Annotated in this window: 23 protein-coding genes; 10 read left to right on the top strand and 13 right to left on the bottom strand. The window is 51.4% G+C overall.

Going from position 1 to position 23,335, the window contains the following annotated elements:
• Positions 1–7: 7 nt before the first annotated feature.
• The 7 genes from entC to C0K55_RS10000 all read left to right on the top strand — a co-directional run bounded on the left by entC (position 8) and on the right by C0K55_RS10000 (position 7,468).
• The gene (gene entC / locus C0K55_RS10030; RefSeq protein WP_105266056.1) at positions 8–1,183 is read left to right on the top strand and encodes an isochorismate synthase EntC; all 1,176 of its coding nucleotides are present in this window, start codon (positions 8–10) and stop codon (positions 1,181–1,183) included.
• Between the two features lie 9 nt (positions 1,184–1,192).
• Positions 1,193–2,803, top strand: coding sequence for a (2,3-dihydroxybenzoyl)adenylate synthase EntE (gene entE, locus C0K55_RS10025; RefSeq protein WP_105266057.1), 1,611 nt, complete (start codon positions 1,193–1,195; stop codon positions 2,801–2,803).
• A gap of 13 nt (positions 2,804–2,816) precedes the next feature.
• Complete coding sequence (entB, locus tag C0K55_RS10020; RefSeq protein WP_001007132.1) at positions 2,817–3,674, top strand: enterobactin biosynthesis bifunctional isochorismatase/aryl carrier protein EntB; 858 nt, start codon at positions 2,817–2,819, stop codon at positions 3,672–3,674.
• The gene (gene entA, locus C0K55_RS10015; RefSeq protein WP_001011656.1) at positions 3,674–4,420 is read left to right on the top strand and encodes a 2,3-dihydro-2,3-dihydroxybenzoate dehydrogenase EntA; all 747 of its coding nucleotides are present in this window, start codon (positions 3,674–3,676) and stop codon (positions 4,418–4,420) included. Before entB ends, entA begins: the two co-directional genes overlap by 1 nt.
• A 2-nt stretch (positions 4,421–4,422) precedes the next feature.
• On the top strand, positions 4,423–4,836 hold the full coding sequence (entH, locus tag C0K55_RS10010; protein WP_000637956.1) for a proofreading thioesterase EntH: 414 nt from the start codon (positions 4,423–4,425) through the stop codon (positions 4,834–4,836).
• A gap of 180 nt (positions 4,837–5,016) precedes the next feature.
• Positions 5,017–7,122 (top strand): pyruvate/proton symporter CstA, encoded by a 2,106-nt coding sequence (gene cstA, locus C0K55_RS10005; protein WP_001043117.1) that lies wholly within the window; start codon positions 5,017–5,019, stop codon positions 7,120–7,122.
• A gap of 148 nt (positions 7,123–7,270) precedes the next feature.
• Entirely contained in the window at positions 7,271–7,468 is a 198-nt protein-coding gene (locus tag C0K55_RS10000; protein WP_000460431.1) for a YbdD/YjiX family protein, read from the top strand.
• 9 nt (positions 7,469–7,477) lie between these two features.
• On the opposite strand, the gene hcxA is transcribed toward C0K55_RS10000, so the two are convergent.
• Positions 7,478–8,566 (bottom strand): hydroxycarboxylate dehydrogenase HcxA, encoded by a 1,089-nt coding sequence (gene hcxA, locus C0K55_RS09995; protein WP_001515956.1) that lies wholly within the window; start codon positions 8,564–8,566, stop codon positions 7,478–7,480.
• A 108-nt stretch (positions 8,567–8,674) separates the two neighbouring features.
• Between hcxA and ybdL the strand changes: the two genes are divergently transcribed.
• Complete coding sequence (gene ybdL / locus C0K55_RS09990) at positions 8,675–9,835, top strand: methionine-oxo-acid transaminase (RefSeq protein ID WP_105266058.1); 1,161 nt, start codon at positions 8,675–8,677, stop codon at positions 9,833–9,835.
• Here ybdL and C0K55_RS09985 read toward each other — a convergent pair whose 3' ends face one another.
• From C0K55_RS09985 to dsbG, 4 genes are all read right to left on the bottom strand, one after another.
• Entirely contained in the window at positions 9,836–10,465 is a 630-nt protein-coding gene (locus C0K55_RS09985) for an IbrB-like domain-containing protein (protein WP_000526876.1), read from the bottom strand.
• On the bottom strand, positions 10,438–11,658 hold the full coding sequence (locus C0K55_RS09980; protein WP_000029788.1) for a phosphoadenosine phosphosulfate reductase: 1,221 nt from the start codon (positions 11,656–11,658) through the stop codon (positions 10,438–10,440). Before C0K55_RS09980 ends, C0K55_RS09985 begins: the two co-directional genes overlap by 28 nt.
• A 141-nt stretch (positions 11,659–11,799) precedes the next feature.
• Positions 11,800–12,705, bottom strand: a complete 906-nt coding sequence (gene citR / locus C0K55_RS09975; RefSeq protein ID WP_105266059.1) for a DNA-binding transcriptional repressor CitR — start codon at positions 12,703–12,705, stop codon at positions 11,800–11,802.
• Positions 12,706–12,912: 207 nt separating this feature from the next.
• A complete protein-coding gene (dsbG, locus tag C0K55_RS09970) occupies positions 12,913–13,659 on the bottom strand; it encodes a thiol:disulfide interchange protein DsbG (protein ID WP_000913734.1) in 747 nt (248 codons plus the stop codon).
• 373 nt (positions 13,660–14,032) lie between these two features.
• Between dsbG and ahpC the strand changes: the two genes are divergently transcribed.
• Both ahpC and ahpF read left to right on the top strand, forming a co-directional pair.
• Positions 14,033–14,596: an alkyl hydroperoxide reductase subunit C gene (gene ahpC, locus C0K55_RS09965; protein WP_000052796.1), complete on the top strand. Its 564-nt coding sequence runs from the start codon at positions 14,033–14,035 to the stop codon at positions 14,594–14,596.
• 243 nt (positions 14,597–14,839) lie between these two features.
• Complete coding sequence (gene ahpF, locus C0K55_RS09960) at positions 14,840–16,405, top strand: alkyl hydroperoxide reductase subunit F (RefSeq protein WP_010380701.1); 1,566 nt, start codon at positions 14,840–14,842, stop codon at positions 16,403–16,405.
• Between the two features lie 120 nt (positions 16,406–16,525).
• Here the strand turns inward: ahpF and uspG are convergent, their stop codons facing one another.
• The 8 genes from uspG to citF all read right to left on the bottom strand — a co-directional run bounded on the left by uspG (position 16,526) and on the right by citF (position 23,325).
• A complete protein-coding gene (gene uspG, locus C0K55_RS09955; protein WP_001515959.1) occupies positions 16,526–16,954 on the bottom strand; it encodes a universal stress protein UspG in 429 nt (142 codons plus the stop codon).
• Between the two features lie 123 nt (positions 16,955–17,077).
• Positions 17,078–17,167 carry a small membrane protein YldA gene (yldA, locus tag C0K55_RS27115; protein WP_353889723.1) on the bottom strand — a complete coding sequence of 30 codons (90 nt, stop codon included), beginning with the start codon at positions 17,165–17,167 and terminating at the stop codon, positions 17,078–17,080.
• 142 nt (positions 17,168–17,309) lie between these two features.
• On the bottom strand, positions 17,310–17,720 hold the full coding sequence (gene rnk, locus C0K55_RS09950; protein ID WP_000089740.1) for a nucleoside diphosphate kinase regulator: 411 nt from the start codon (positions 17,718–17,720) through the stop codon (positions 17,310–17,312).
• A 227-nt stretch (positions 17,721–17,947) separates the two neighbouring features.
• Positions 17,948–18,757: a ribonuclease I gene (gene rna, locus C0K55_RS09940; RefSeq protein ID WP_010380708.1), complete on the bottom strand. Its 810-nt coding sequence runs from the start codon at positions 18,755–18,757 to the stop codon at positions 17,948–17,950.
• A 113-nt stretch (positions 18,758–18,870) separates the two neighbouring features.
• Positions 18,871–20,334 carry a citrate/succinate antiporter CitT gene (gene citT / locus C0K55_RS09935; RefSeq protein ID WP_000050312.1) on the bottom strand — a complete coding sequence of 488 codons (1,464 nt, stop codon included), beginning with the start codon at positions 20,332–20,334 and terminating at the stop codon, positions 18,871–18,873.
• Positions 20,335–20,384: 50 nt separating this feature from the next.
• The gene (gene citG, locus C0K55_RS09930) at positions 20,385–21,263 is read right to left on the bottom strand and encodes a triphosphoribosyl-dephospho-CoA synthase CitG (protein ID WP_000062439.1); all 879 of its coding nucleotides are present in this window, start codon (positions 21,261–21,263) and stop codon (positions 20,385–20,387) included.
• Positions 21,238–21,789, bottom strand: coding sequence for a citrate lyase holo-[acyl-carrier protein] synthase (gene citX / locus C0K55_RS09925; RefSeq protein WP_105266060.1), 552 nt, complete (start codon positions 21,787–21,789; stop codon positions 21,238–21,240). The genes citG and citX overlap by 26 nt, the downstream gene beginning before the upstream one ends.
• 3 nt (positions 21,790–21,792) lie before the next feature.
• Positions 21,793–23,325, bottom strand: coding sequence for a citrate lyase subunit alpha (gene citF / locus C0K55_RS09920; RefSeq protein WP_000149038.1), 1,533 nt, complete (start codon positions 23,323–23,325; stop codon positions 21,793–21,795).
• Between the last annotated feature and the right edge of the window lie 10 nt (positions 23,326–23,335).

Raw genomic sequence — 23,335 nt, 5'->3', positions numbered from 1 at the left:
GGATGATATGGATACGTCACTGGCTGAGGAAGTACAGCAGACCATGGCAACACTTGCGCCCAATCGCTTTTTCTTTATGTCGCCGTACCGCAGTTTTACGACGTCAGGATGTTTCGCCCGCTTTGATGAACCGGCTGTGAACGGGGATTCGCCAGACAGTCCCTTCCAGCAAAGACTCACCGCCCTGTTTGCTAATGCCAAATCGCAGGGCATTAAAAATCCAGTGATGGTTGGGGCAATCCCCTTCGATCCACGTCAACCTTCATCGCTGTATATTCCCGAATCCTGGCAGCCATTCTCCCGCCAGGAAAAACAAGCTTCTGCGCGCCGTTTTACCCGCAGCCAGTCGCTGAATGTGGTTGAACGGCAGGCAATTCCGGAACAAGCCACGTTTGAACAGATGGTTGCCCGCGCCGCCGTACTTACTGCCACACCGCAAGTCGACAAAGTGGTGTTGTCACGGTTGATTGATATCACCACCGATGCCGCCATCGACAGCGGCGTACTGCTGGAACGGTTGATCGCGCAAAACCCGGTTAGTTACAACTTCCATGTGCCGCTGGCCGATGGTGGCGTCCTGCTCGGAGCCAGCCCGGAACTGCTGTTGCGTAAAGATGGCGAGCGTTTTAGCTCGATTCCGTTAGCCGGTTCCGCGCGTCGTCAGCCGGATGAAGTGCTCGATCGCGAAGCGGGTAATCGTCTGCTGGCGTCGGAAAAAGATCGCCATGAACATGAACTGGTGACCCAGGCGATGAAAGAGGTACTGCGCGAGCGCAGCAGTGAGTTACACGTTCCCTCCTCTCCACAATTGATCACCACGCCGACGCTGTGGCATCTCGCAACGCCCTTTGAAGGTAAAGCGAATTCGCAAGAAAACGCACTGACGCTGGCCTGTCTGCTGCATCCGACCCCCGCGCTGAGCGGTTTCCCGCATCAGGCCGCGACCCAGGTTATTGCTGAACTGGAGCCGTTCGACCGCGAACTGTTTGGCGGCATTGTTGGCTGGTGCGACAGCGAAGGTAACGGCGAGTGGGTGGTGACCATCCGCTGCGCGAAGCTGCGGGAAAATCAGGTGCGTCTGTTTGCCGGTGCGGGGATTGTGCCTGCGTCGTCACCGCTGGGGGAGTGGCGCGAAACGGGCGTCAAACTTTCTACCATGTTGAATGTTTTTGGATTGCATTAAGGAGTGAGGATGAGCATTCCATTCACCCGCTGGCCGGAAGAATTTGCCCGTCGCTATCGGGAAAAAGGCTACTGGCAGGATTTGCCACTAACTGACATTCTGACGCGACATGCTGAGAGTGACAGCGTCGCGGTTATCGACGGCGAGCGGCAGTTGAGTTATCGCCAGTTGAATCAAGCGGCTGATAACCTCGCGTGTAGTTTGCGCCGTCAGGGCATTAAACCTGGTGAAACCGCGCTGGTACACTTAGGTAACGTCGCTGAACTTTACATTACCTTTTTCGCGTTGCTGAAACTGGGCGTTGCGCCGGTGCTGGCGCTGTTCAGCCATCAGCGTAGCGAACTGAACGCCTATGCCAGCCAGATTGAACCGGCATTACTGATTGCCGATCGCCAACATGCGCTGTTTAGCGGGGATGATTTCCTCAATACATTTGTTGCAGAGCATTCCTCCATTCGCGTGGTGCAACTGCTGAACGACAGCGGCGAGCACAATTTGCAGGATGCGATTAACCACCCGGCAGACGGTTTTACTGCCACGCCGTCGCCTGCCGATGAAGTGGCGTATTTCCAGCTTTCCGGCGGCACGACCGGCACGCCGAAGTTGATCCCGCGTACCCATAATGACTATTACTACAGTGTGCGCCGTAGCGTCGAGATTTGTCAGTTTACGCAACAGACACGCTACCTGTGCGCGATTCCGGCGGCTCACAATTACGCCATGAGTTCGCCTGGAGCGCTGGGGGTTTTTCTCGCAGGCGGCACTGTGGTTCTGGCGGACGATCCCAGCGCCACGCTCTGTTTCCCATTGATTGCCAAACATCAGGTTAACGTTACCGCACTGGTGCCACCGGCAGTCAGCCTGTGGTTACAGGCATTGAGCGAGGGCGAAAGCCGGGCGCAACTCGCCTCGTTAAAACTGTTACAGGTCGGCGGCGCGCGTCTTTCTGCCACGTTGGCGGCGCGTATTCCCGCAGAGATTGGCTGCCAGTTGCAGCAGGTGTTTGGCATGGCGGAAGGGCTGGTGAACTACACCCGTCTTGATGATAGCGCGGAGAAAATTATCCATACCCAGGGCTACCCAATGTGTCCGGACGATGAAGTGTGGGTTGCCGATGCCGACGGAAATCCATTGCCACAAGGGGAAGTCGGGCGTCTGATGACGCGTGGGCCGTACACCTTCCGCGGTTATTACAAAAGCCCGCAGCACAATGCCAGTGCCTTTGACGCCAACGGTTTTTACTGTTCCGGTGATCTGATCTCCATAGATCCAGACGGTTACATCACTGTGCAGGGGCGCGAGAAAGATCAGATCAACCGTGGCGGTGAGAAGATCGCTGCCGAAGAGATCGAAAACCTGTTACTGCGCCATCCGGTGGTGATCTATGCCGCGCTGGTGAGCATGGAAGATGAGCTGATGGGCGAAAAAAGCTGCGCTTATCTGGTGGTAAAAGAGCCGCTGCGTGCGGTGCAGGTGCGTCGTTTCCTGCGTGAACAGGGGATTGCCGAATTTAAATTACCGGATCGCGTGGAGTGTGTGGATTCACTTCCGCTGACGGCGGTCGGGAAAGTCGATAAAAAACAATTACGTCAGTGGCTGGCGTCACGCGCATTAGCCTGAAGGAGAGAACACGATGGCTATTCCAAAATTACAGGCTTACGCACTGCCGGAGTCTCACGATATTCCGCAAAATAAAGTCGACTGGGCCTTTGAACCGCAACGTGCTGCGCTATTAATCCATGATATGCAAGACTATTTTGTCAGCTTCTGGGGCGATAACTGCCCGATGATGGAGCAGGTGATCGCTAATATTGCCGCCCTGCGTGACTACTGTAAGCAACACAATATTCCGGTTTATTACACTGCCCAGCCAAAAGAGCAGAGCGATGAAGATCGGGCGCTGCTGAATGATATGTGGGGGCCGGGCCTGACGCGTTCGCCGGAACAACAAAAGGTGGTGGATCGCCTGACGCCAGATGCTGACGATACAGTGCTGGTGAAGTGGCGCTACAGCGCGTTTCATCGTTCCCCGCTGGAGCAAATGCTTAAAGAGAGCGGACGTAACCAACTGATTATTACCGGAGTGTATGCGCACATCGGTTGTATGACCACTGCGACCGACGCGTTTATGCGCGATATTAAACCGTTTATGGTGGCTGATGCGTTGGCCGATTTCAGCCGTGACGAGCATTTGATGTCGCTGAAATATGTTGCCGGGCGTTCCGGTCGGGTGGTGATGACTGAAGAGTTACTGCCAGCACCGATCCCTGCCAGTAAAGCGGAGCTGCGCGAGGTGATTCTGCCGTTGCTGGATGAATCCGATGAACCGTTTGATGACGACAACCTGATCGACTACGGTCTGGATTCGGTGCGCATGATGGCGCTGGCGGCGCGCTGGCGCAAAGTGCATGGCGATATCGATTTTGTCATGCTGGCGAAAAATCCGACCATCGACGCCTGGTGGAAGCTACTCTCTCGCGAGGTGAAATAATGAATTTCAGCGGCAAAAATGTCTGGGTAACCGGCGCGGGGAAAGGCATCGGCTATGCCACGGCGCTGGCGTTTGTTGAAGCGGGAGCAAAAGTCACAGGCTTTGATCGGGCATTCACGCTGGAGCATTATCCCTTTGCGACTGAAGTGCTGGATGTTGCTGATGCCGGGCAGGTGGCGCAAGTCTGCCAGCGGCTGTTAGGCGAAACGCAGCGCCTGGACGTGCTGGTCAATGCGGCAGGAATTTTGCGCATGGGCGCGACAGACCAACTGAGTAAAGAGGACTGGCAGCAGACTTTTGCGGTCAACGTCGGCGGTGCGTTTAACCTGTTTCAACAGACCATGAATCAGTTTCGCCGTCAGCGGGGTGGAGCGATTGTTACGGTAGCGTCCGATGCCGCACACACGCCGCGTATTGGTATGAGTGCTTATGGCGCGTCGAAAGCGGCGCTGAAAAGTCTGGCGTTGAGCGTCGGGCTGGAACTGGCAGGTAGTGGAGTACGTTGCAACGTGGTTTCGCCGGGTTCCACCGACACCGACATGCAACGCACGCTGTGGGTGAGCGATGACGCGGAAGAGCAGCGTATTCGCGGCTTTGGTGAGCAGTTTAAGCTTGGCATTCCACTGGGGAAAATCGCCCGTCCGCAGGAGATCGCCAACACGATTTTGTTCCTCGCCTCCGATCTCGCCAGCCATATCACGCTACAGGATATCGTGGTGGATGGCGGCTCAACGCTGGGAGCATAACTGTGATCTGGAAACGTCATTTGACCCTGGATGAACTGAACGCTACCAGCGATAACACGATGGTGGCGCATCTGGGAATTGTTTACACCCGTCTGGGGGATGATGTGCTGGAAGCCGAAATGCCGGTCGATACCCGTACTCATCAGCCGTTTGGTCTGCTGCACGGCGGCGCGTCGGCGGCGCTGGCAGAAACGTTGGGATCGATGGCTGGATTTATGATGACTCGCGACGGGCAGTGCGTGGTGGGGACGGAACTTAATGCCACCCATCATCGCCCTGTCTCGCAGGGAAAGGTGCGTGGCGTCTGTCAGCCGCTGTATCTTGGGCGACAAAATCAGAGCTGGGAGATTGTCGTTTTCGATGAACAGGGACGGCGTTGCTGCACCTGTCGGCTGGGTACGGCGGTTTTGGGATGAACCCGACAGAATAAAATGAGATTGCAGGAAAACTCGGTTAATGGAGTGATCGAGTTAACATTGTGAAGTTAATTATTGGTTTTAACTCTTATTTGTTTGGTTATCGCGTTGTTAAATTTTGCAAAGATGTTATAGAAACAAAATGTAACATCTCTATGGATACGTACACGGATAACAATTATGAACAAGTCAGGGAAATACCTCGTCTGGACAGTGCTCTCTGTGATGGGAGCATTCGCTCTGGGATACATTGCTTTAAATCGTGGGGAACAGATTAACGCGCTGTGGATTGTGGTGGCGTCGGTCTGTATCTATCTCATCGCTTATCGTTTTTACGGTCTGTTTATCGCCAAAAAAGTGCTGGCGGTTGACCCGACTCGTATGACGCCAGCCGTGCGCCATAACGACGGTCTGGACTATGTGCCGACGGACAAAAAAGTGCTGTTCGGTCACCATTTTGCGGCCATTGCCGGCGCAGGCCCACTGGTCGGGCCGGTGCTGGCGGCGCAGATGGGCTACCTGCCGGGGATGATCTGGCTGCTTGCCGGGGTGGTTCTCGCCGGTGCGGTGCAGGACTTCATGGTGCTGTTTGTTTCCACGCGCCGCGATGGTCGCTCGTTGGGTGAACTGGTCAAAGAAGAAATGGGACCAACCGCCGGGGTGATTGCGCTGGTGGCCTGCTTTATGATCATGGTGATCATTCTGGCGGTGCTGGCGATGATCGTGGTGAAAGCCCTGACCCATAGTCCGTGGGGAACGTACACCGTTGCGTTCACTATTCCGCTGGCGCTTTTTATGGGGATCTACCTGCGCTACCTGCGTCCAGGTCGCATTGGTGAAGTGTCGATCATCGGTCTGGTGTTCCTGATTTTCGCCATCATTTCTGGCGGCTGGGTGGCAGAAAGTCCGACCTGGGCACCGTACTTTGACTTTACGGGCGTGCAGTTGACCTGGATGCTGGTGGGCTACGGTTTTGTGGCGGCAGTGCTGCCGGTATGGCTGCTGTTGGCTCCGCGTGACTACCTCTCTACCTTCCTGAAAATCGGGACTATCGTTGGTCTGGCGGTGGGAATTCTAATTATGCGCCCCACGCTGACCATGCCGGCGCTGACCAAATTTATCGATGGTACTGGCCCGGTATGGACCGGTAACCTGTTCCCGTTCCTGTTTATCACCATCGCCTGTGGTGCAGTGTCTGGCTTCCATGCGCTGATCTCTTCCGGCACCACGCCAAAGATGCTGGCGAACGAAGGTCAGGCGTGCTTTATCGGTTACGGCGGGATGTTGATGGAATCCTTCGTGGCGATTATGGCGCTGGTTTCCGCCTGTATCATCGATCCGGGCGTGTACTTCGCCATGAACAGCCCGATGGCGGTGCTGGCTCCGGCAGGTACGGCAGATGTGGTGGCTTCTGCAGCGCAAGTGGTGAGTAGCTGGGGCTTTGCAATTACCCCGGATACGTTAAACCAGATTGCCAGTGAAGTCGGTGAACAGTCGATCATTTCTCGTGCGGGCGGTGCGCCAACGCTGGCGGTAGGGATGGCCTACATCCTGCACGGCGCGCTGGGCGGCATGATGGATGTGGCGTTCTGGTATCATTTTGCCATTCTGTTTGAAGCGCTGTTTATTCTGACGGCGGTAGATGCGGGTACGCGTGCTGCGCGCTTTATGTTGCAGGATCTGCTGGGCGTGGTTTCTCCTGGTCTGAAACGGACGGATTCACTGCCTGCTAACCTGCTGGCGACGGCGCTGTGCGTACTGGCCTGGGGTTACTTCCTGCATCAGGGCGTGGTCGATCCGCTGGGCGGCATTAATACCCTGTGGCCGCTGTTTGGTATTGCTAACCAGATGCTGGCGGGGATGGCGCTGATGCTTTGTGCCGTGGTGCTGTTCAAGATGAAACGTCAACGTTATGCCTGGGTGGCACTGGTGCCAACGGCCTGGTTGCTGATTTGTACCCTGACCGCAGGCTGGCAGAAAGCGTTTAGCCCGGATGCGAAGGTCGGCTTCCTGGCAATTGCGAACAAGTTCCAGGCAATGATCGACAGCGGTAATATTCCGTCGCAGTATACCGAGTCACAACTGGCGCAACTGGTGTTCAACAACCGTCTGGATGCCGGACTGACCATCTTCTTTATGGTGGTTGTGGTGGTTCTGGCGCTGTTCTCGATTAAGACGGCACTGGCGGCATTGAAAGAGTCGAAGCCGACGGCGAAAGAAACGCCGTATGAGCCGATGCCGGAAAATGTTGAGGAGATCGTGGCGCAGGCGAAAGGCGCGCACTAAATTATCACTATTACGCTCTCTCTTTTGGGAGAGCGTAAGGCTGATGACAAACGCAAAATTGCCTGATGCGCTGCAACATTTGTAGACAGGATAAGGTGTTCACGCCGCATCCGGCAATATCTCAGCAATCTGATTACCGGAGGTATTGATGTTTGATTCACTGGCAAAAGCCGGAAAATATTTAGGTCAGGCGGCGAAGCTGATGATTGGCATGCCCGATTACGATAACTATGTCGAACATATGCGGGTCAATCATCCTGATCAGACGCCGATGACTTATGAAGAGTTTTTCCGCGAGCGGCAGGACGCGCGCTATGGTGGCAAAGGCGGCGCGCGCTGTTGCTAAATCTGCATGTCAGACGGTAAATGATTCCACTTTTTCGAACGCTGCACGCAACGTATCAGGTGTCAGCGTGACCGGCAGATAATGAATGGACTCCACCGGACGCAAAGTATGGGCAATCACTTTGTCGATTTCCGCCTGATTATTGATATCCACTTCCAGTTCCGCCAGCGTGGTCGGTAGATGAAAACGCTTATATGCCCCGGTTAATTGCGCCAGCACGTCATCCTGTCCCAGCAAGGCGCTTTGTACCAGAATGCCGTAAGCAACTTTGGTGCCGTGGAGAAATTTCTCGGTTTGCGGCAGCACGGTCAGACCGTTATGCACGGCATGAGCTGCCGCCACACGCGTAAAACGATCGCCCAGACCTCCTACCATACCTCCACCGGCGATAATCGCATCCACCACATCGCAAAATGACTGCGTTAACTGCTTGTTTTGCTGATCGGCAAGAGCCTGTTCGCTACTGCTTAACAATACGTCGCGGATGGCCTGTGCGCTATTGAGCCCCAGACGCACAGTCAGCGGCAATGTTTCCGGTTGCGGTGCCAGCACCACCGCTTCATACCATTTCGCCAGCGTGTCACCGATACCCGCCAGCAGATATTCTTGCGGTGCATTGAGGATAATCTCTGGTTCCACCAGCACCATAAAATTGGTGTCGTCGAAAATCTCATAATGTAGCGCCTGTCCGGCGTCGTTATACCAGACGGAGAGCGGTGTCCAGGCAGCGCAGGTAGCGGCGATCGTCGGAACGGCAACAAACGGCAGACCCAGACGGCGGGCGAGGGCTTTCGCGGTGTCGAGCAGTGCGCCGCCGCCGACGCCAATCACGACGCTGCGATTGTCACCAGACTCAGCCGCCAGTTGTTGCACATCGTTTTCGCTGCAATGACCACGAAACAAAATATGTTTTGCGCCGGGCAGCTCAAACGCTGGTGGAAGTTTTGTTTCTGCCGCAGCAATGGCACGTTCGCCATAAATCCACACGGCACGAGCAAGCTGTTCGTTGGTGAAAAAATCATGCAGGTGATTCAGGCTTCCGGGATGAGAAAAGTAGTTAGCAGGGCCGACGACGACGCGGATAGGATTGTGAGGCATGTTGTGTTGTCCTTATTGTTTTATTTAGACATCTAAACGTCTTGATTGCCAAATACTAACATCGTGTTATAGTGCCTTCAACACGCAACTTCGTCAGGCATGATAAAAATGACAAATAACCCTCTGATTCCACAAAGCAAACTTCCACAACTAGGCACGACTATTTTTACCCGGATGAGCGCGTTGGCGCAGCAGCACCAGGCGATTAATCTGTCGCAAGGTTTTCCTGATTTTGATGGCCCGCGCTATTTGCAGGAGCGGCTGGCGTATCACGTTGCTCAGGGCGCAAATCAATACGCGCCAATGACCGGCGTGCAGGCATTGCGCGAGGCGATTGCTGAGAAAACCGCACGGCTGTATGGCTATCAACCGGATGCTGAACATGACATCACCGTAACAGCAGGAGCGACGGAGGCGTTATATGCGGCGATTACCGCGTTGGTACGTAGTGGCGATGAGGTTATCTGTTTTGATCCCAGCTATGACAGTTACGCACCCGCCATCGCGCTAGCGGGTGGGGTAGTGAAACGCATCGCGCTGCAACCGCCGTATTTTCGCGTTGACTGGCAAGAGTTTGCTACGTTACTGAGCGAGCGTACCCGGTTGGTGATCCTCAATACGCCGCATAATCCCAGCGCCACTGTCTGGCAGCAGGCTGATTTTGCAGCCTTGTGGCAGGCGATTGCCGAGCGCGAGATTTTTGTCATTAGCGATGAGGTCTACGAGCACATCAATTTTTCACAGCAGGGCCATGCCAGTGTACTGGCGCATCCGCAACTGCGTGAGCGGGCGGTGGCGGTGTCATCGTTTGGCAAGACCTATCATATGACTGGCTGGAAAGTGGGGTATTGCGTTGCGCCAGCGCCCATCAGCGCCGAGATCCGCAAGGTGCATCAGTATTTGACTTTTTCGGTCAATACTCCCACACAACTGGCGCTTGCCGATATGCTGCGGGAGGAACCTGAACATTATCTTGCGTTACCGGACTTTTATCGCCAGAAGCGCGATATTCTTGTGAATGCATTACGAGAGAGCAGACTGGAGATCTTACCCTGTGAAGGCACTTACTTTTTGCTGGTGGATTACAGCGCCGTTTCTACGTTGAATGATGTCGAGTTCTGTCAGTGGTTAACACAGGAGCATGGTGTAGCGGCGATCCCTCTGTCGGTGTTTTGTGCCGATCCCTTCCCGCATAAACTGATTCGTCTCTGTTTTGCCAAGAAGGAATCGACGCTGCTGGCGGCGGCTGAACGCCTGCGCCAGTTGTAATTATTTCACCGTCCAGGCACGGGAATATCTACGGTCGGCAAACAACTCTTGCAGGCCGTTTATTTGCTTGAGGCGTAGCACTTCGTCGCTGTCCATACCCAGTTCTATACTGATTTTATTATCGTCCCATCCCAACTGGCTGAGTTCACGAACGATTTCTGACATTGCTGTGATTTGGTGGCGGCCACGCGCGCGGTTGTGGCGAATCGTTGCAGCGATGCGTTCGTTACGATCCCTTTCCAGACAGGTAACCGGTAAATACCCTTTTAAGCGCGTTTTTAACGTGTTAGAGCCTTTACCAATTTCATGGCGGTGGAAACCATCAACAATTTCAAGCGTATTAGCTCTGGTGTTGGTTACTACAATCGGTTGGGTAAAACCATCAATTTCAATGGATTTTTTTAATAGCTTCTTCTCTGGCGGTGCCACATTATTGGGATTGTAATCGTTTGGCACGAGTTGGCTATTTTTAACCCATAACACACAATCCACCGGCTCGTCGCGAAATGGACTCACTTGATGTATCGCCATCCGGATCTCATTGATCGCCTTAATGCGATCTTCTTCCGCTAAACTGGCGAGAAATTGCGTTAAATCCTGAGTTAATCGCTGTTGCATAATATTCCCCACTCCTGACGTTTTTCTTTCATCCGTTCGTTATAACGTTGATAATTTTTAGCTTTTGTAGGGCTGAATGATAACGCCCGGCACCAATAATCATTGTTGAGTAATACCTTGCAGATACGTCGCCAGGAGGGGACGTCTTTTGAGCCAATATCTCCTTGTTGAGTCTGAGGAATTTCGATTCCTTTTTTTTGATACCAGTGCAAATAAACAGCAATTTTATTGCGATAATGATCAGCCGTTTTTTCTGGCATGCTGTTAAGCAGTAATAAGGCATATTCCTGCCAGTCTAAATGGTCAGGTTTTAGGATCTTCCTGTGGCCATAGAATTGATTATTGTGACCAGCGTAAATTCCACCGCTTTTTACGCCACTGACCCGGGCGCACATTGCGGCCCATCGATCAGGTTCAAGAACATGATATAGCCACAAACCTTGCCGTTGCTCTGGACCAAAAGGTTCGCAAATTCGCATTTGACGCAGAGGGACGCCAGCCTGGTACATCAGGTTATACAGCGGATTACAGAGGTTTTGGCCTTTAGCGTACCAGGTCCAGATATCAGCGACTTTCCAGTCGTAAATGGGGTAAATGTACCAACAATGACCGCCTGGCGCGGCGGTGGTCCACGGCTTATCGTCAGCAAAACGTTGTTTATTTAAACTGGCAATGGCGACGAAACGATTATAAGACTCGTCGGCACGGATCCCGACCATCATTGCGGCTGGTCGTTGTTGTGAAAACCATTCGGCAAATTCACGCACGAAATGTTCAAACGTCATACCCGATTGATAAAACGAGAAAAATGCCGGGTCGGTTATCGCATCTTCTGGTGGCTGTCGAACCCATTCAGTATCAGGTTGCCAGCACTGCCATTCAGGTTGATATTGGGATAATGAATTTTGTGTTGTTAACGGTAGAGCCACCCAATAAAACGTTTCGATGACATCCGCATATTGTTCCCGTAGCGATTGAACATAGTCAATAGTACAAGAAAACTGTGCTTCCCAGTCGATAAACAGGACGTGTATTTTTTTTCCTATTTTCCTGGCCAGACCGGCGGTCAAATGAAGCATTAAGCCAGAATCTTTACCACCAGAAAAAGAGACGCATACGCGGGGCAGTGTATTAAGTGTCCAGGTGATACGGTCTTGTGCTGCTTCCAGAATATTGAGAGGAAGCGGAATTTTATAAATGGACATCTGTAAACGCTCTCTTAACATGACCGGGAGAAAGTGCAATAGTTTGCTGATTATAATATTAATAAACTTAAATGAAATATCTTATTTTATATTCACTAGGTGAATTTTTTTATGATGAATATTGTTCTTATTGATAGGTTTTCAGGATAAGCTGTCATTTAAGCGATCAATAAATCGAGAGAACGCCAGATTGTTTAATGATGATTTATTATAGGAAATATAAAGTGTATTAGAGGGGAGGTTATGTTTTAGTTTTATTTGTTTTAATTGCAGGTTTTTCTGATGACAACGATATAGTTCAAAGGAAACAATACCCAGTAAATCGGTTACCGCAATAGTATTGATAATAGTAAACAGAGAAGAACTACGGAATGCTATTTTTCGGTTTGCCAGAATCGCTTCTATTTCCATCTGAAAATCTTCAAGGCCAGATGCTTTTGATGTCAGAAAAGTAAACTCTTCATCAAGAATGTCTTCGCGGCTACTGTATTCCGTTATTCTCGGATGAGATGCACTACAGATAAGCGTGTTGCGTATCGATTGAAAAGGTACACAGCTCACCGAGCGACTGATGACTGGTATTAATGTAATAACCAGATCTGCTTTGCGATAAGCCAATAAATTTTCGGCGCTTTCTGCTGACATCATAATGTCATGATGTTCAATTTCTACCGATGTGTCTTGTCGTAGGCATCCGATCAAAAGACTACTGTTGGTTGACGAGATAAGTTGCGGACCATAAATAATAAATTTTTTCTTCAGCTCGGATTTATTGACAATGTTGATGGTTTGCTCAAGGTTTTTGAGATTTTTCTCAAGATGATGATGCAGATTTAATCCTGTCGTTGTTGGTGCAATTCCTTTACCGGAGCGAATAAATAAGGGGTCATTAAATTGCGCCCGTAGACGTTGTAAAGACTGGCTTACCGCAGAAGGCGTTATATATAATGATTCTGCGGCCTTGCTAATACTAAGATGTTGGTAGATGCACTCAAAAATGACAAGCAAGTTTAAATCAAATTTTTTTAAGTCGTAAAGATTAGCCATGATGCACTCCATTCATATGCTTGTTCTCATAATATTCATCAAGTCAATGATATGGCTTTATGTATTTTTATATATTATGTTATTTTACTTAATTCACGATTAAGTTTTTCTAAAATAGCATAGCTGATATGAGAGGGGTGAACAATACTTGCGATTTTTTGGATAACTGAAAAGAGATAAATATTCCAGTTATCCATAGAATGAAGGTTATTTATTTCCCATAATGATATTAAATGTTTTTTGATCTGGTAATCCGACAGCCTGCTGTAATGTGTTTTCTGGGCTCATGTAATAAATAGCAGGGGTAACATTTGCGCCCAGTTCGTCCATCAACGTCTCGTTGGCACTGAGAATCTTCATCTGTTCAGGTGTGATGCTCCCTGAGAGGTTCAGCTTTAACTTGCCGCCAGATGCCTCATACTCTTGCCACGTTTTTGCCGGATCTTTAGACGCGAGGATTGCCGCCGCGGTGGCCGGGCTTTCTGGTTTTATCACGCCAACCAGCAGAGTACGAATCTGAACTTTACCGGCATCAACCCATGGGCGTGCTTGTTGCCAGAATTGTTTGCAATACGGGCAGAAAGGATCGGCAAAAACATAAACCACGACCGGCGCGTCTTTTTTACCGTCAAGTAACCAGTTTGATTGTTCCATACGCTGCCACATTTCGCGTCCGGCAGGTGCGTAAATCTCTTTTTCAATAAGAGCGTTACTGAGGTTTTCTCCCTTTTCGTTGTACATATAGCCAGAGATGGCATGCTTACCGTCTGGCGTAAGGTAGATAGTGACCCCCATATCCTGATATTTCCCCAGATAACCTTTCATACCGCCTGGCGCATCGAACGATTTAATAATCGTAATTCCCTGTTTTTCAATCGCTTTAACGGGCGCAGGAAGCTCTTCGGCGTAAGCAATTCCTGGGAGCAGGGTAAAAAAAATTATCTTTTTTAACATTGTCTTGTCCTTTTCGTTCAGTGCAAATACACAATAAAAGGCTTAACCTATCACTGTCATAGTTAAGACCTTATCTCAGGTGATTGCCCTTTGTTTATGAGGGTGTTGTAATCCCTCTCGTCGTTGCGATTATCATCGCAACACCGTAGCCTGTTGAACAGGCGCTGAAGATACCAAAGGGTAGTTCAGGTTATGCGGTCACCTGGAAAGGGGACCCATTTTACTTTTTATCGCCACTGGCGATGCAAAGTTCACAAAGTTGTCTTACGAAGGTTGTAAGGTAAAACTTATCGATTTGATAATGGAAACGCATTAGCCGAATCGGCAAAAATTGGTTACCTTACATCTCATCGAAAACACGGAGGAAGTATAGATGTCCTTGATTAACACCAAAATTAAACCTTTTAAAAACCAGGCATTCAAAAACGGCGAATTCATCGAAATCACCGAGAAAGACACCGAAGGCCGCTGGAGCGTCTTCTTCTTCTACCCGGCTGACTTTACTTTCGTATGCCCGACCGAACTGGGCGACGTTGCTGACCACTACGAAGAACTGCAGAAACTGGGTGTAGATGTATACGCAGTATCTACCGATACTCACTTCACCCACAAAGCATGGCACAGCAGCTCTGAAACCATCGCTAAAATTAAATATGCAATGATCGGTGACCCGACTGGCGCCCTGACCCGTAACTTCGACAACATGCGTGAAGATGAAGGTCTGGCTGACCGTGCTACCTTCGTTGTTGACCCGCAGGGTATCATCCAGGCTATCGAAGTTACCGCTGAAGGCATTGGCCGTGACGCATCTGACCTGCTGCGTAAAATCAAAGCAGCACAGTACGTGGCTTCTCACCCAGGTGAAGTTTGCCCGGCTAAATGGAAAGAAGGTGAAGCAACTCTGGCTCCATCCCTGGACCTGGTTGGTAAAATCTAAATTTTCTTCGTCTTTCACGCCATAGCAGTGTTGGCGTCGCCCGCTCACCCCGGTCACTTACTTGTGTAAGCTCCGGGGGTTCACAGGCTAGCCGCCTTGCTCTGACGCGAAATACTTCGGAAATTCACCTAATTAATCGGGTGCTGCGGCACCCGATTTTCTTCCCCGCACCATGATGCAAGCTGCATCCAGGTAGCCGCAGAGGCCGCTTGCATGATGATGTTTAAAGCCCAGGAGATAAACATGCTCGACACAAATATGAAAACTCAACTCAAGGCTTACCTTGAGAAATTGACCAAGCCTGTTGAGTTAATTGCCACGCTGGATGACAGCGCTAAATCGGCAGAAATCAAGGAACTGTTGGCTGAGATCGCAGAACTGTCAGACAAAGTCACCTTTAAAGAAGATAACAGCTTGCCGGTGCGTAAGCCGTCTTTCCTGATCACCAACCCAGGTTCTAACCAGGGGCCGCGTTTTGCAGGCTCTCCGCTGGGCCATGAATTTACCTCGCTGGTACTGGCTCTGCTGTGGACCGGTGGTCATCCGTCGAAAGAAGCGCAGTCTCTGCTGGAGCAGATCCGCGACATTGACGGTGATTTTGAATTTGAAACTTATTATTCGCTTTCCTGCCATAACTGTCCGGACGTGGTGCAGGCGCTGAACCTGATGAGCGTACTGAACCCGCGCATTAAACACACGGCGATTGACGGTGGTACGTTCCAGAACGAAATCACCGATCGTAACGTGATGGGCGTTCCGGCCGTATTCGTGAATGGTAAAGAGTTTGGTCAGGGGCGTATGACGCTGACTGAAATCGTTGCGAAGATTGATACTGGCGCTGAAAAACGTGCGGCAGAAGAGCTGAACAAGCGTGACGCTTATGATGTGCTGATCGTTGGTTCTGGCCCGGCGGGTGCTGCGGCGGCAATTTACTCCGCACGTAAGGGTATCCGTACTGGTCTGATGGGCGAACGTTTCGGTGGTCAGATCCTCGATACCGTTGACATTGAAAACTACATCTCCGTGCCGAAAACCGAAGGCCAGAAACTGGCTGGTGCGCTGAAAGTTCACGTTGATGAATACGATGTTGATGTGATCGACAGCCAGAGCGCGAGCAAGCTGATCCCGGCCGCGGTTGAAGGCGGTCTGCATCAGATTGAAACAGCTTCCGGCGCGGTACTGAAAGCCCGCAGCATTATCGTGGCGACCGGCGCAAAATGGCGCAACATGAACGTTCCGGGTGAAGATCAGTATCGCACCAAAGGCGTAACCTACTGCCCGCACTGCGACGGCCCGCTGTTTAAAGGCAAACGTGTAGCGGTGATTGGCGGCGGCAACTCCGGCGTGGAAGCCGCGATTGATCTGGCGGGTATTGTTGAACACGTTACCCTGCTTGAGTTTGCGCCAGAAATGAAAGCCGACCAGGTTCTGCAGGACAAACTGCGCAGTCTGAAAAACGTCGACATCATTCTGAATGCGCAAACCACTGAAGTAAAAGGCGACGGTAGCAAAGTTGTTGGTCTGGAATACCGTGATCGCGTGAGCGGCGATATTCACAATATCGAACTGGCCGGTATTTTCGTTCAGATTGGTCTGCTGCCGAACACCAACTGGCTGGAAGGCGCAGTAGAACGTAACCGCATGGGTGAAATCATCATCGATGCGAAATGCGAAACCAACGTCAAAGGCGTGTTTGCAGCCGGTGACTGTACAACGGTTCCGTACAAACAGATCATCATCGCCACTGGCGAAGGTGCCAAAGCCTCTCTGAGTGCCTTTGACTACCTGATTCGCACCAAAACTGCATAAGAAGAAGTAAGATTCACCTGCAATTGTTTAGCCGCCGGGGTCAAACCTGGCGGCTTTTTTTCGTTATAGAAAACCCTGCCGGGATGGCTCCGGGCAGGGCACCGTAAATACGTTAATTTGTTAACGAACGACTAATACAGGCAGATGGGCGTGGCGGATCACGCTGGAAGCGTTAGAACCTAACAGATGGGTTGAGATTGATGGATTACGCGAACCGATAACCACAACATCCGCATTCAGTTCTTTGGCTAATTCATTCACCTCATCTCTCACGCTACCAAAACGGACATGTGGTTTGATACGGGAGGGATCAATAGTGAAATGACCCACCATTGTCTGCAGGCGCTCTTCCGCCTCATGTTGCAAATGCTCTTCGAAACGACGCACATCGGCAGCAAAACGGTGCAGACTAAGGCTTGCAGCGCCTGGTAATACATGGAGTAAATGAATTACACCATCATCCTGGGCGAGAAATTCAGCGTGACGAACGGCTTTGTCGCTTAATTCCATTTCAAATACGTCTACTGGCATAATGATTGTTTTGTACATAAGCATTCTCTCCTTGCTGTTGCATGCATACATAACATCATATTATTGATTTTAGATCTGTGATTTGCGACGTTGATTTTATATCTATTAAATATTGATGCTTAAAATGTATTCGTGTTGGCACTACCAGTGTTGCTCAAGGTATAGCACCGCTACAACAATTATTGCTGCGATGAAAATATAAAACGCTGTAATACCAAGAGCTTCACTCATAATGGAGTCCGCAGGTTGATAACCTGTTCAGATTAGAACGTAGCGGGGAAGAGCAAAATGATAAATCTGGTTGATATTTGAGCGGAAAGAGGATGCGGACGCATCCTCTGAGCAAAGCGATTTAACGCTTGTGCAGATGGGATTAAAGCAGGTATTCGCCAGCGGCTTCTGGCTGGTATTCGAGTTCCAGTACTTCAAGGTGGGTGGTAACGCCGCCCGGAAGTTCCCAGTGAATGGTGTCGCCAACGCGCAGCCCCAGCAGTGCGGCTCCAACCGGAGCCATAACGGAAAGCTGAGTATTGCTGTCGGTCATTTTGGCCGGATACACCAGCGTGCGCACACGCACTTCGCCATCGCTAAGATTGCGGAATTTAACCCGGCTGTTCATCGTCACCACATCGTGTGGCATATCTTCTGGCGAACACATTTGGGCGCGATCCAACTCTGCGTTTAACGCGTCAGCGACTGGCAAACCGGCGTAGGCGGGTTGCTCCAGCAGAATATCGATGCGTTCGGCATCCAGGTCGTTAATGATGATAGTTGGTCTGGACATTTTTACTCCATGTCGTCGGTACTGCGAGTGTCGCAGATAAACATACCCAAAAGAAAACCCTCACCGTCAGGCGGCGAGGGTTTAACTCATATGATGATACTGGCTGTTGCTCACACTTTGAAGTGATTTACGTCACATTCAGGGAATTCCTCAATGCAGCGCATTATTGTAGAAATCTTAATCGCCATGTTTCATGAAAAACGCACCACAGCGTTTTGCCTGTCAGATTATTGATAGCCCGCTTTATCAATCACAAAGGCTTTGCCACAGTTACCGGGATGTGGTTGTGGCAAGAATGAGTTTGCAGAAAGCGGTGCGTTGATGGCGTCAGCTTTGAGTGAAATCTGGATTTCAGTCAAATATGCCGGATTACCCTGACACGTTAACTTGACCGCTTTGACGTTCTCTTTCCCCCAGCTTTTGGCGAAGGCGGCGTCAAAGTCATTTCGACTCACGGTTTTACCATAGTTTTCAGCGAGAAATTTTCCAGCGTCGCTTTCTTTGATTTCTTGATTCAGACGCACCATCGTGCCGAAGTAAGCGTCCGGATCAAAACCAAAACAGGCGCCGTGTTTCGCATATTCGTAACGTTCCAGGCAGGAACGTCCACCCGCGCCGGGCATCACTTCACTTAGTTTAGCTGCCGTTTCCAGCGACAACCCTGTTTCCGGTGACGAACACATTCGGCTGGCGCGTGCCTCTGGCAAGTTTGGGATTGGGCGGGTGGCGCAGCCAAAGCGCATCCAGCGGCGTTCATCAACACCGCGTGCCGCAACCGACTTTGGCAACCCAGGCCACAGGCCGTGTACGGTCAAGAAATCAGCTTTGTTGGTCGTTTCGGTTTGCAGACGACATTCATCGCGTTCGTTACGATTGCGATCGTGCTGGCTTTGGCAAAATCCGGTTTGCCAGGAAAGAGCCAGCACATAGCGATCAAAATCGCCGTACTGTTTTGCCTGTAACGCCACGGCGTTAGCTGAAGAGAAGGGGAGCAGAGAAGCCGTCAGTAAAGCGGCGTTACGCCAGAATGCTTTCATAATGGGTGTGGGACTCATACATACACTGAATACTATCTATTAAATCATAAAAAAGCCCGCCGGGTGGGCTTACCTGGCGGGCGTGATGATTTATTCAGCGTTTGGCGAACGTATTAGTTCCACATTGCCAGAATTGGCCAGCCAACCAACAGCAACATGGCGATGTAAATGACCCCGAAGATGGCACCCAGACGCCAGTAATCTTTCGATTTCACATAGCCGCAGCCGTAAATAATAACTCCTGGGCCAGTTGCATATGGAGTCAGGCAGCCCATGATACCGATAGACAGAACCAGCAGGATACACAGTTGTTCCATCGGTACGCCCGGAATACCTTTACCGACGGCCAGAATCACCGGCAGCATGGTTGCGGTATGCGCAGACAGGCTGGCAAACAGGTAGTGCGCAAAGTAGAACACCAGAACCAGTACAATCACTGTCGCGTTTGGTGAGAAACCTTCCAGGTGCGTACTCATGGTGTTGGCAAACCAGTCGATAAAGCCAGAACGGGTCAGGCCATTAGCCATGACAACCAGTGTTGCCAGGTTAACCAGCGTGTTCCATGCGCTGTTATAGCGGGTAATGTCTTTCCACGGCACAACGTGCAGCGCCAGCATCAGCGAAACCGCCAGCAGGCCAACAGCAGTGGCGTTAATGACTTCACTACCAAATACCCATAAACCCAAACTAAGCAGAACAAGACCAATCAGCGTCCACTCTCTGCGAGTCAGGCGACCCATTGTTTTCAGTTCGTCACCCGCCCAGGTTGCCACTTCTTCACTATGAGTGACTTCCGGTTTGTACAGTACATAGGAAAGCCACGGCGCAATGATAAGTAAGATAACGCCAACTGGCAGGAAGCAGAGGAACCACTGCAACCAGCTAATCTGGATACCGGCAATTTTGCTGACAAACTCCAGACCCAGCACGTTCGGTGCAGCACCGGTGACAAACATGGAGGAACTCAGACTGGTACTGATGACCATCATCCACATTAAATAACCGCCAATACGACGTGCAGACGGATCGTTCGGGAATGATTTAAACAGTGGCGGCAGGTTTTTAATGACCGGGAAAACGGTCCCACCTGTACGTGCGGTGTTAGACGGTGTAAATGGTGCCAGCAGAATATCGATGATGACAATCGCATAACCCAACGTCAGCGTGCGTTTCCCCATGAATTTCACCAGGAAAAGGGCGATACGACGACCTAATCCGGAAACTTCATACCCTAATGCAAAGATAAATGCGCCAAATACCAACCAGACAGTGGTACTGGAAAAACCAGCCAGTCCCCATTTCAGCGCCTGTTTTTGGGCATTAAAAGCGGGGTTAGCTAATTCTTTGGCGTCAAAGAGCAGATAATTACTGCCAATAACGCAAATAGTTACTGCAATAAAACTGATTGCTGTTGCCGGAATTGGCTCGAGGATCATACCGACAATCATTGCCACAAACACGGCGAAGTAATGCCATGCCTGCGGCGGCATACCGTCGGGTACAGGGATAAGAAACATGACGCCCATCACCACCAGTGGGGCCAATAATTTCCATATCTTATCTTTTGCTAAAGACATACGGGTTCTCCGAAAATTAATATTTCCAAATTTATCAAGTGTTTAAATTTTTAAATCTGTGCTAAAAACCAGGTAAGAATCAGCAGGTCGGCGCTGCCGCCTGGGCTGAGATTTCGTTCGATACACTCCCTGTCGAACTGCCGGAGATAATCGAGATCGGCGGGGGTTCGGATGCCCCCTTTTTGCAATAGTGTTTGCGCCTGGCGTTGTAGCCAGCGCAGCCCCCCTTCGCCACCGCGTGATGCAACGTTGGTATCGCCGTTCATCGCCATCAGCAGCAGTAAGGTATCGAGCAATGCCAGTTCAGGATCTAACCCCTGATCCAGCAGAGTGAGGTAGTGCGGCAGGGCGTGGTTGATCACCAGCGGATAACCCGCTTCGGCTTCGCCGCGCGCGCCGGTTAGGCCAAGTTGTTGATACAACCGTTGACCTGCCGTCAGTTGTTGATTATTGGTACGTAGTTCGCGATCGGTCAGACCGCGGCAGAAACTTGCCGCCGTCGCACAAACGGTTTTGGGCGTTACCGGCTGGTTGAGCTGATGCAAACGACCAATCGCCGCACACAGTAGCCCTAAAGAAAAAATGCTGCCTTTATGGGTGTTTACGCCCGCAGTGGCGCGGAACATATCGCCTTCGCAGGCCATACCAATTGGGCGTAATCCGTTGAGTACCGCTTCCGGTGCCATTTCTGCGCTACAGGCACCAAATTCAATGAAACGCGGTAACCAGCCCTGAATTGCCAGTGCGCTACGGTGGAAATCTTCCAGCGCCATATCTTTGTGCGCACCGCAGTTAATGCGATCCACCAGGCCAGGTTTTGGTGACAGATTGACTTCAGTCAGCATGGCGCGCCAGCCCAGCAGGGCGTAGTCATCGATTAATGACGCAGCAAGCTTTGTGGTTTTAGTTGACGTTGCAGGCATCGACATCGTTCAGCAGCGCCTCCATGCGGTTGAGTAAATCGGTCAGTTGATGGGTTTTCCCACACGCGCAAACAGCCGCGCTTTGTTCGCACAACAGGCAGCGGCGAGGCGGTAGTGAATAATTGCGGCGGGAGAGAATTTCGCCTTCGGGCGTCAGCACATCGATATCCCACAAACGCCCGAGAGGATGACTATGCTCAAGCTCAATGGTCGCGAGCTTGAGGTCGCGAGCCGGGGCGGCAATGCTCAACATGCCCTCCGGCCCGCTGGCAGAAACCAGTGCAGCCTGCTCCTGAATTTGCCAGCCCTGTTTTGCGGCTAAGGCATGCAGGGCAGTTACGCCATGATTAAAAATACGGCGTGTGACCTCGCTGTCTTTAATCGGCCCAGGCGCAACCACGGTAAAGGAGACCAGTGGAACAGGATGGCGCTTGAGCCAGGCGTGTTGCCGTGCTTGCCTTTCATCCCGGCTGACGAGCAACTCGGGAATCGAAACCGCATGGTGGCTGGCGAGTTCAGGGAGCAGGTGCATGGCTTATTCCTTCACCTGATGTACAACATCAATCACCGAGCCATCGCGGTAACGCACGACGGCAACGACGCGGTCGGTGAATTCAATCGGCTGTGGTTCACCGGTCAGCAGACGCGCACGTTCACGCAGCCACTCAATGGAAACCACTTTAATTCCCGCTTCCTGCAGACGTTCTGCCAGTTCCGGACGTGCCGGGTTAACAGCGATACCGTGGTCGGTGACCAGAATATCGACGCTGGAGCCAGGGGTAATGCAGGTCAGCACGTTATCCACCAGAGTTGGAATACGACCGCGAACCAGTGGCGCGACGATGATGGAAAGCGCAGAGGCAATTGCGGTATCGCAGTGACCGCCGGAAGCACCGCGCAGTACGCCGTCAGAACCAGTCAGCACGTTAACGTTGAACTGGGTGTCAATTTCCAGCGCGCTCAGTACCACTACATCGAGACGATCAACTGATGCACCTTTAGAACCCCAGTTGGCATACTGGTTGGCGCTGATTTCGATGTGATTCGGGTTACGGGCCAGGGATTGTGCGGCGTGGCTGTCAAAGCTCTGTACGTCCAACAGTTTGCGGATCAGACCTTTTTCATGCAGATCAACCATCGTGGCGGTGATGCCGCCGAGGGCGAAATCGGCGCGAATGTCACGGCTACGCATTTTGTCTTCCAGGAAACGCGTTACCGCCAGTGATGCGCCGCCGGTGCCGGTTTGCATGGAGAAACCTTCTTTGAAGTAGCCGGAGTTGACAATCACGTCCGCGGCGCTGCGGGCAATCAGCAGTTCGCGCGGGTTCGTGGTCATACGGGTCGCGCCAGCGCCGATTTTCGCGGCATCACCAACACGATCAACTTTGACGATCAGATCAACCTGATCCTGTTCAATGCTTGCCGGGTTATGCGGATAAGGCAGCAGCTCTTCGGTGAGCATCACGACCTGTTTTGCATTGTCGGCATCGACCATCGCATAGCCGAGGGAGCCGCAGCAGGCTTTGCCAGTGTAGCCGTTGGCATTACCGAACTCATCACAGGATGGGACGCCGAGGAAGGCCACATCGATGTTCAGTTCACCGCTCTGCACCAAATGCACACGACCGCCGTGGGAGTGGATTTGCACTGGTTCAGCCAGCAGACCACGGGAGATTTCTTCTGCCAGTGGGCCGCGCAGACCGGAAGTATAAATACGGGTTACCACGCCCTGACGAATATGTTCTACCAGTGGCGCGTGGCAATCACTCAGGGAACTGGATGCCAGGGTCAGGTTTTTAAAGCCCATTTTCGCGATGACGTCCATCACCATGTTGACGGTCAGGTCACCACCGCGGAAAGCGTGGTGGAAAGAGACGGTCATGCCATCTTGCAAACCAGAACGACGAATCGCTTCTTCCAGGTTGGCGCACAGTTTGCGATCGCGCGCTTTTTCTGCCTGATAAGTTTGTTTCGGTGAGTTCTGGAAAGCGGCAAGATCGCATTCAGCGTGACGATTCCAGGCCGCTACCCGTTCTTGTCGTTGAGATTGTTCAATTTTATGCGTCATTTTGATTGCC

This window comes from Escherichia sp. MOD1-EC6098, assembly GCF_002965865.1.
Lineage (GTDB): Bacteria > Pseudomonadota > Gammaproteobacteria > Enterobacterales > Enterobacteriaceae > Escherichia > Escherichia marmotae.
The sequence above is the reverse complement of the archived record's forward strand: the minus strand, read 5'-3'. Positions and strand labels throughout refer to the sequence as shown.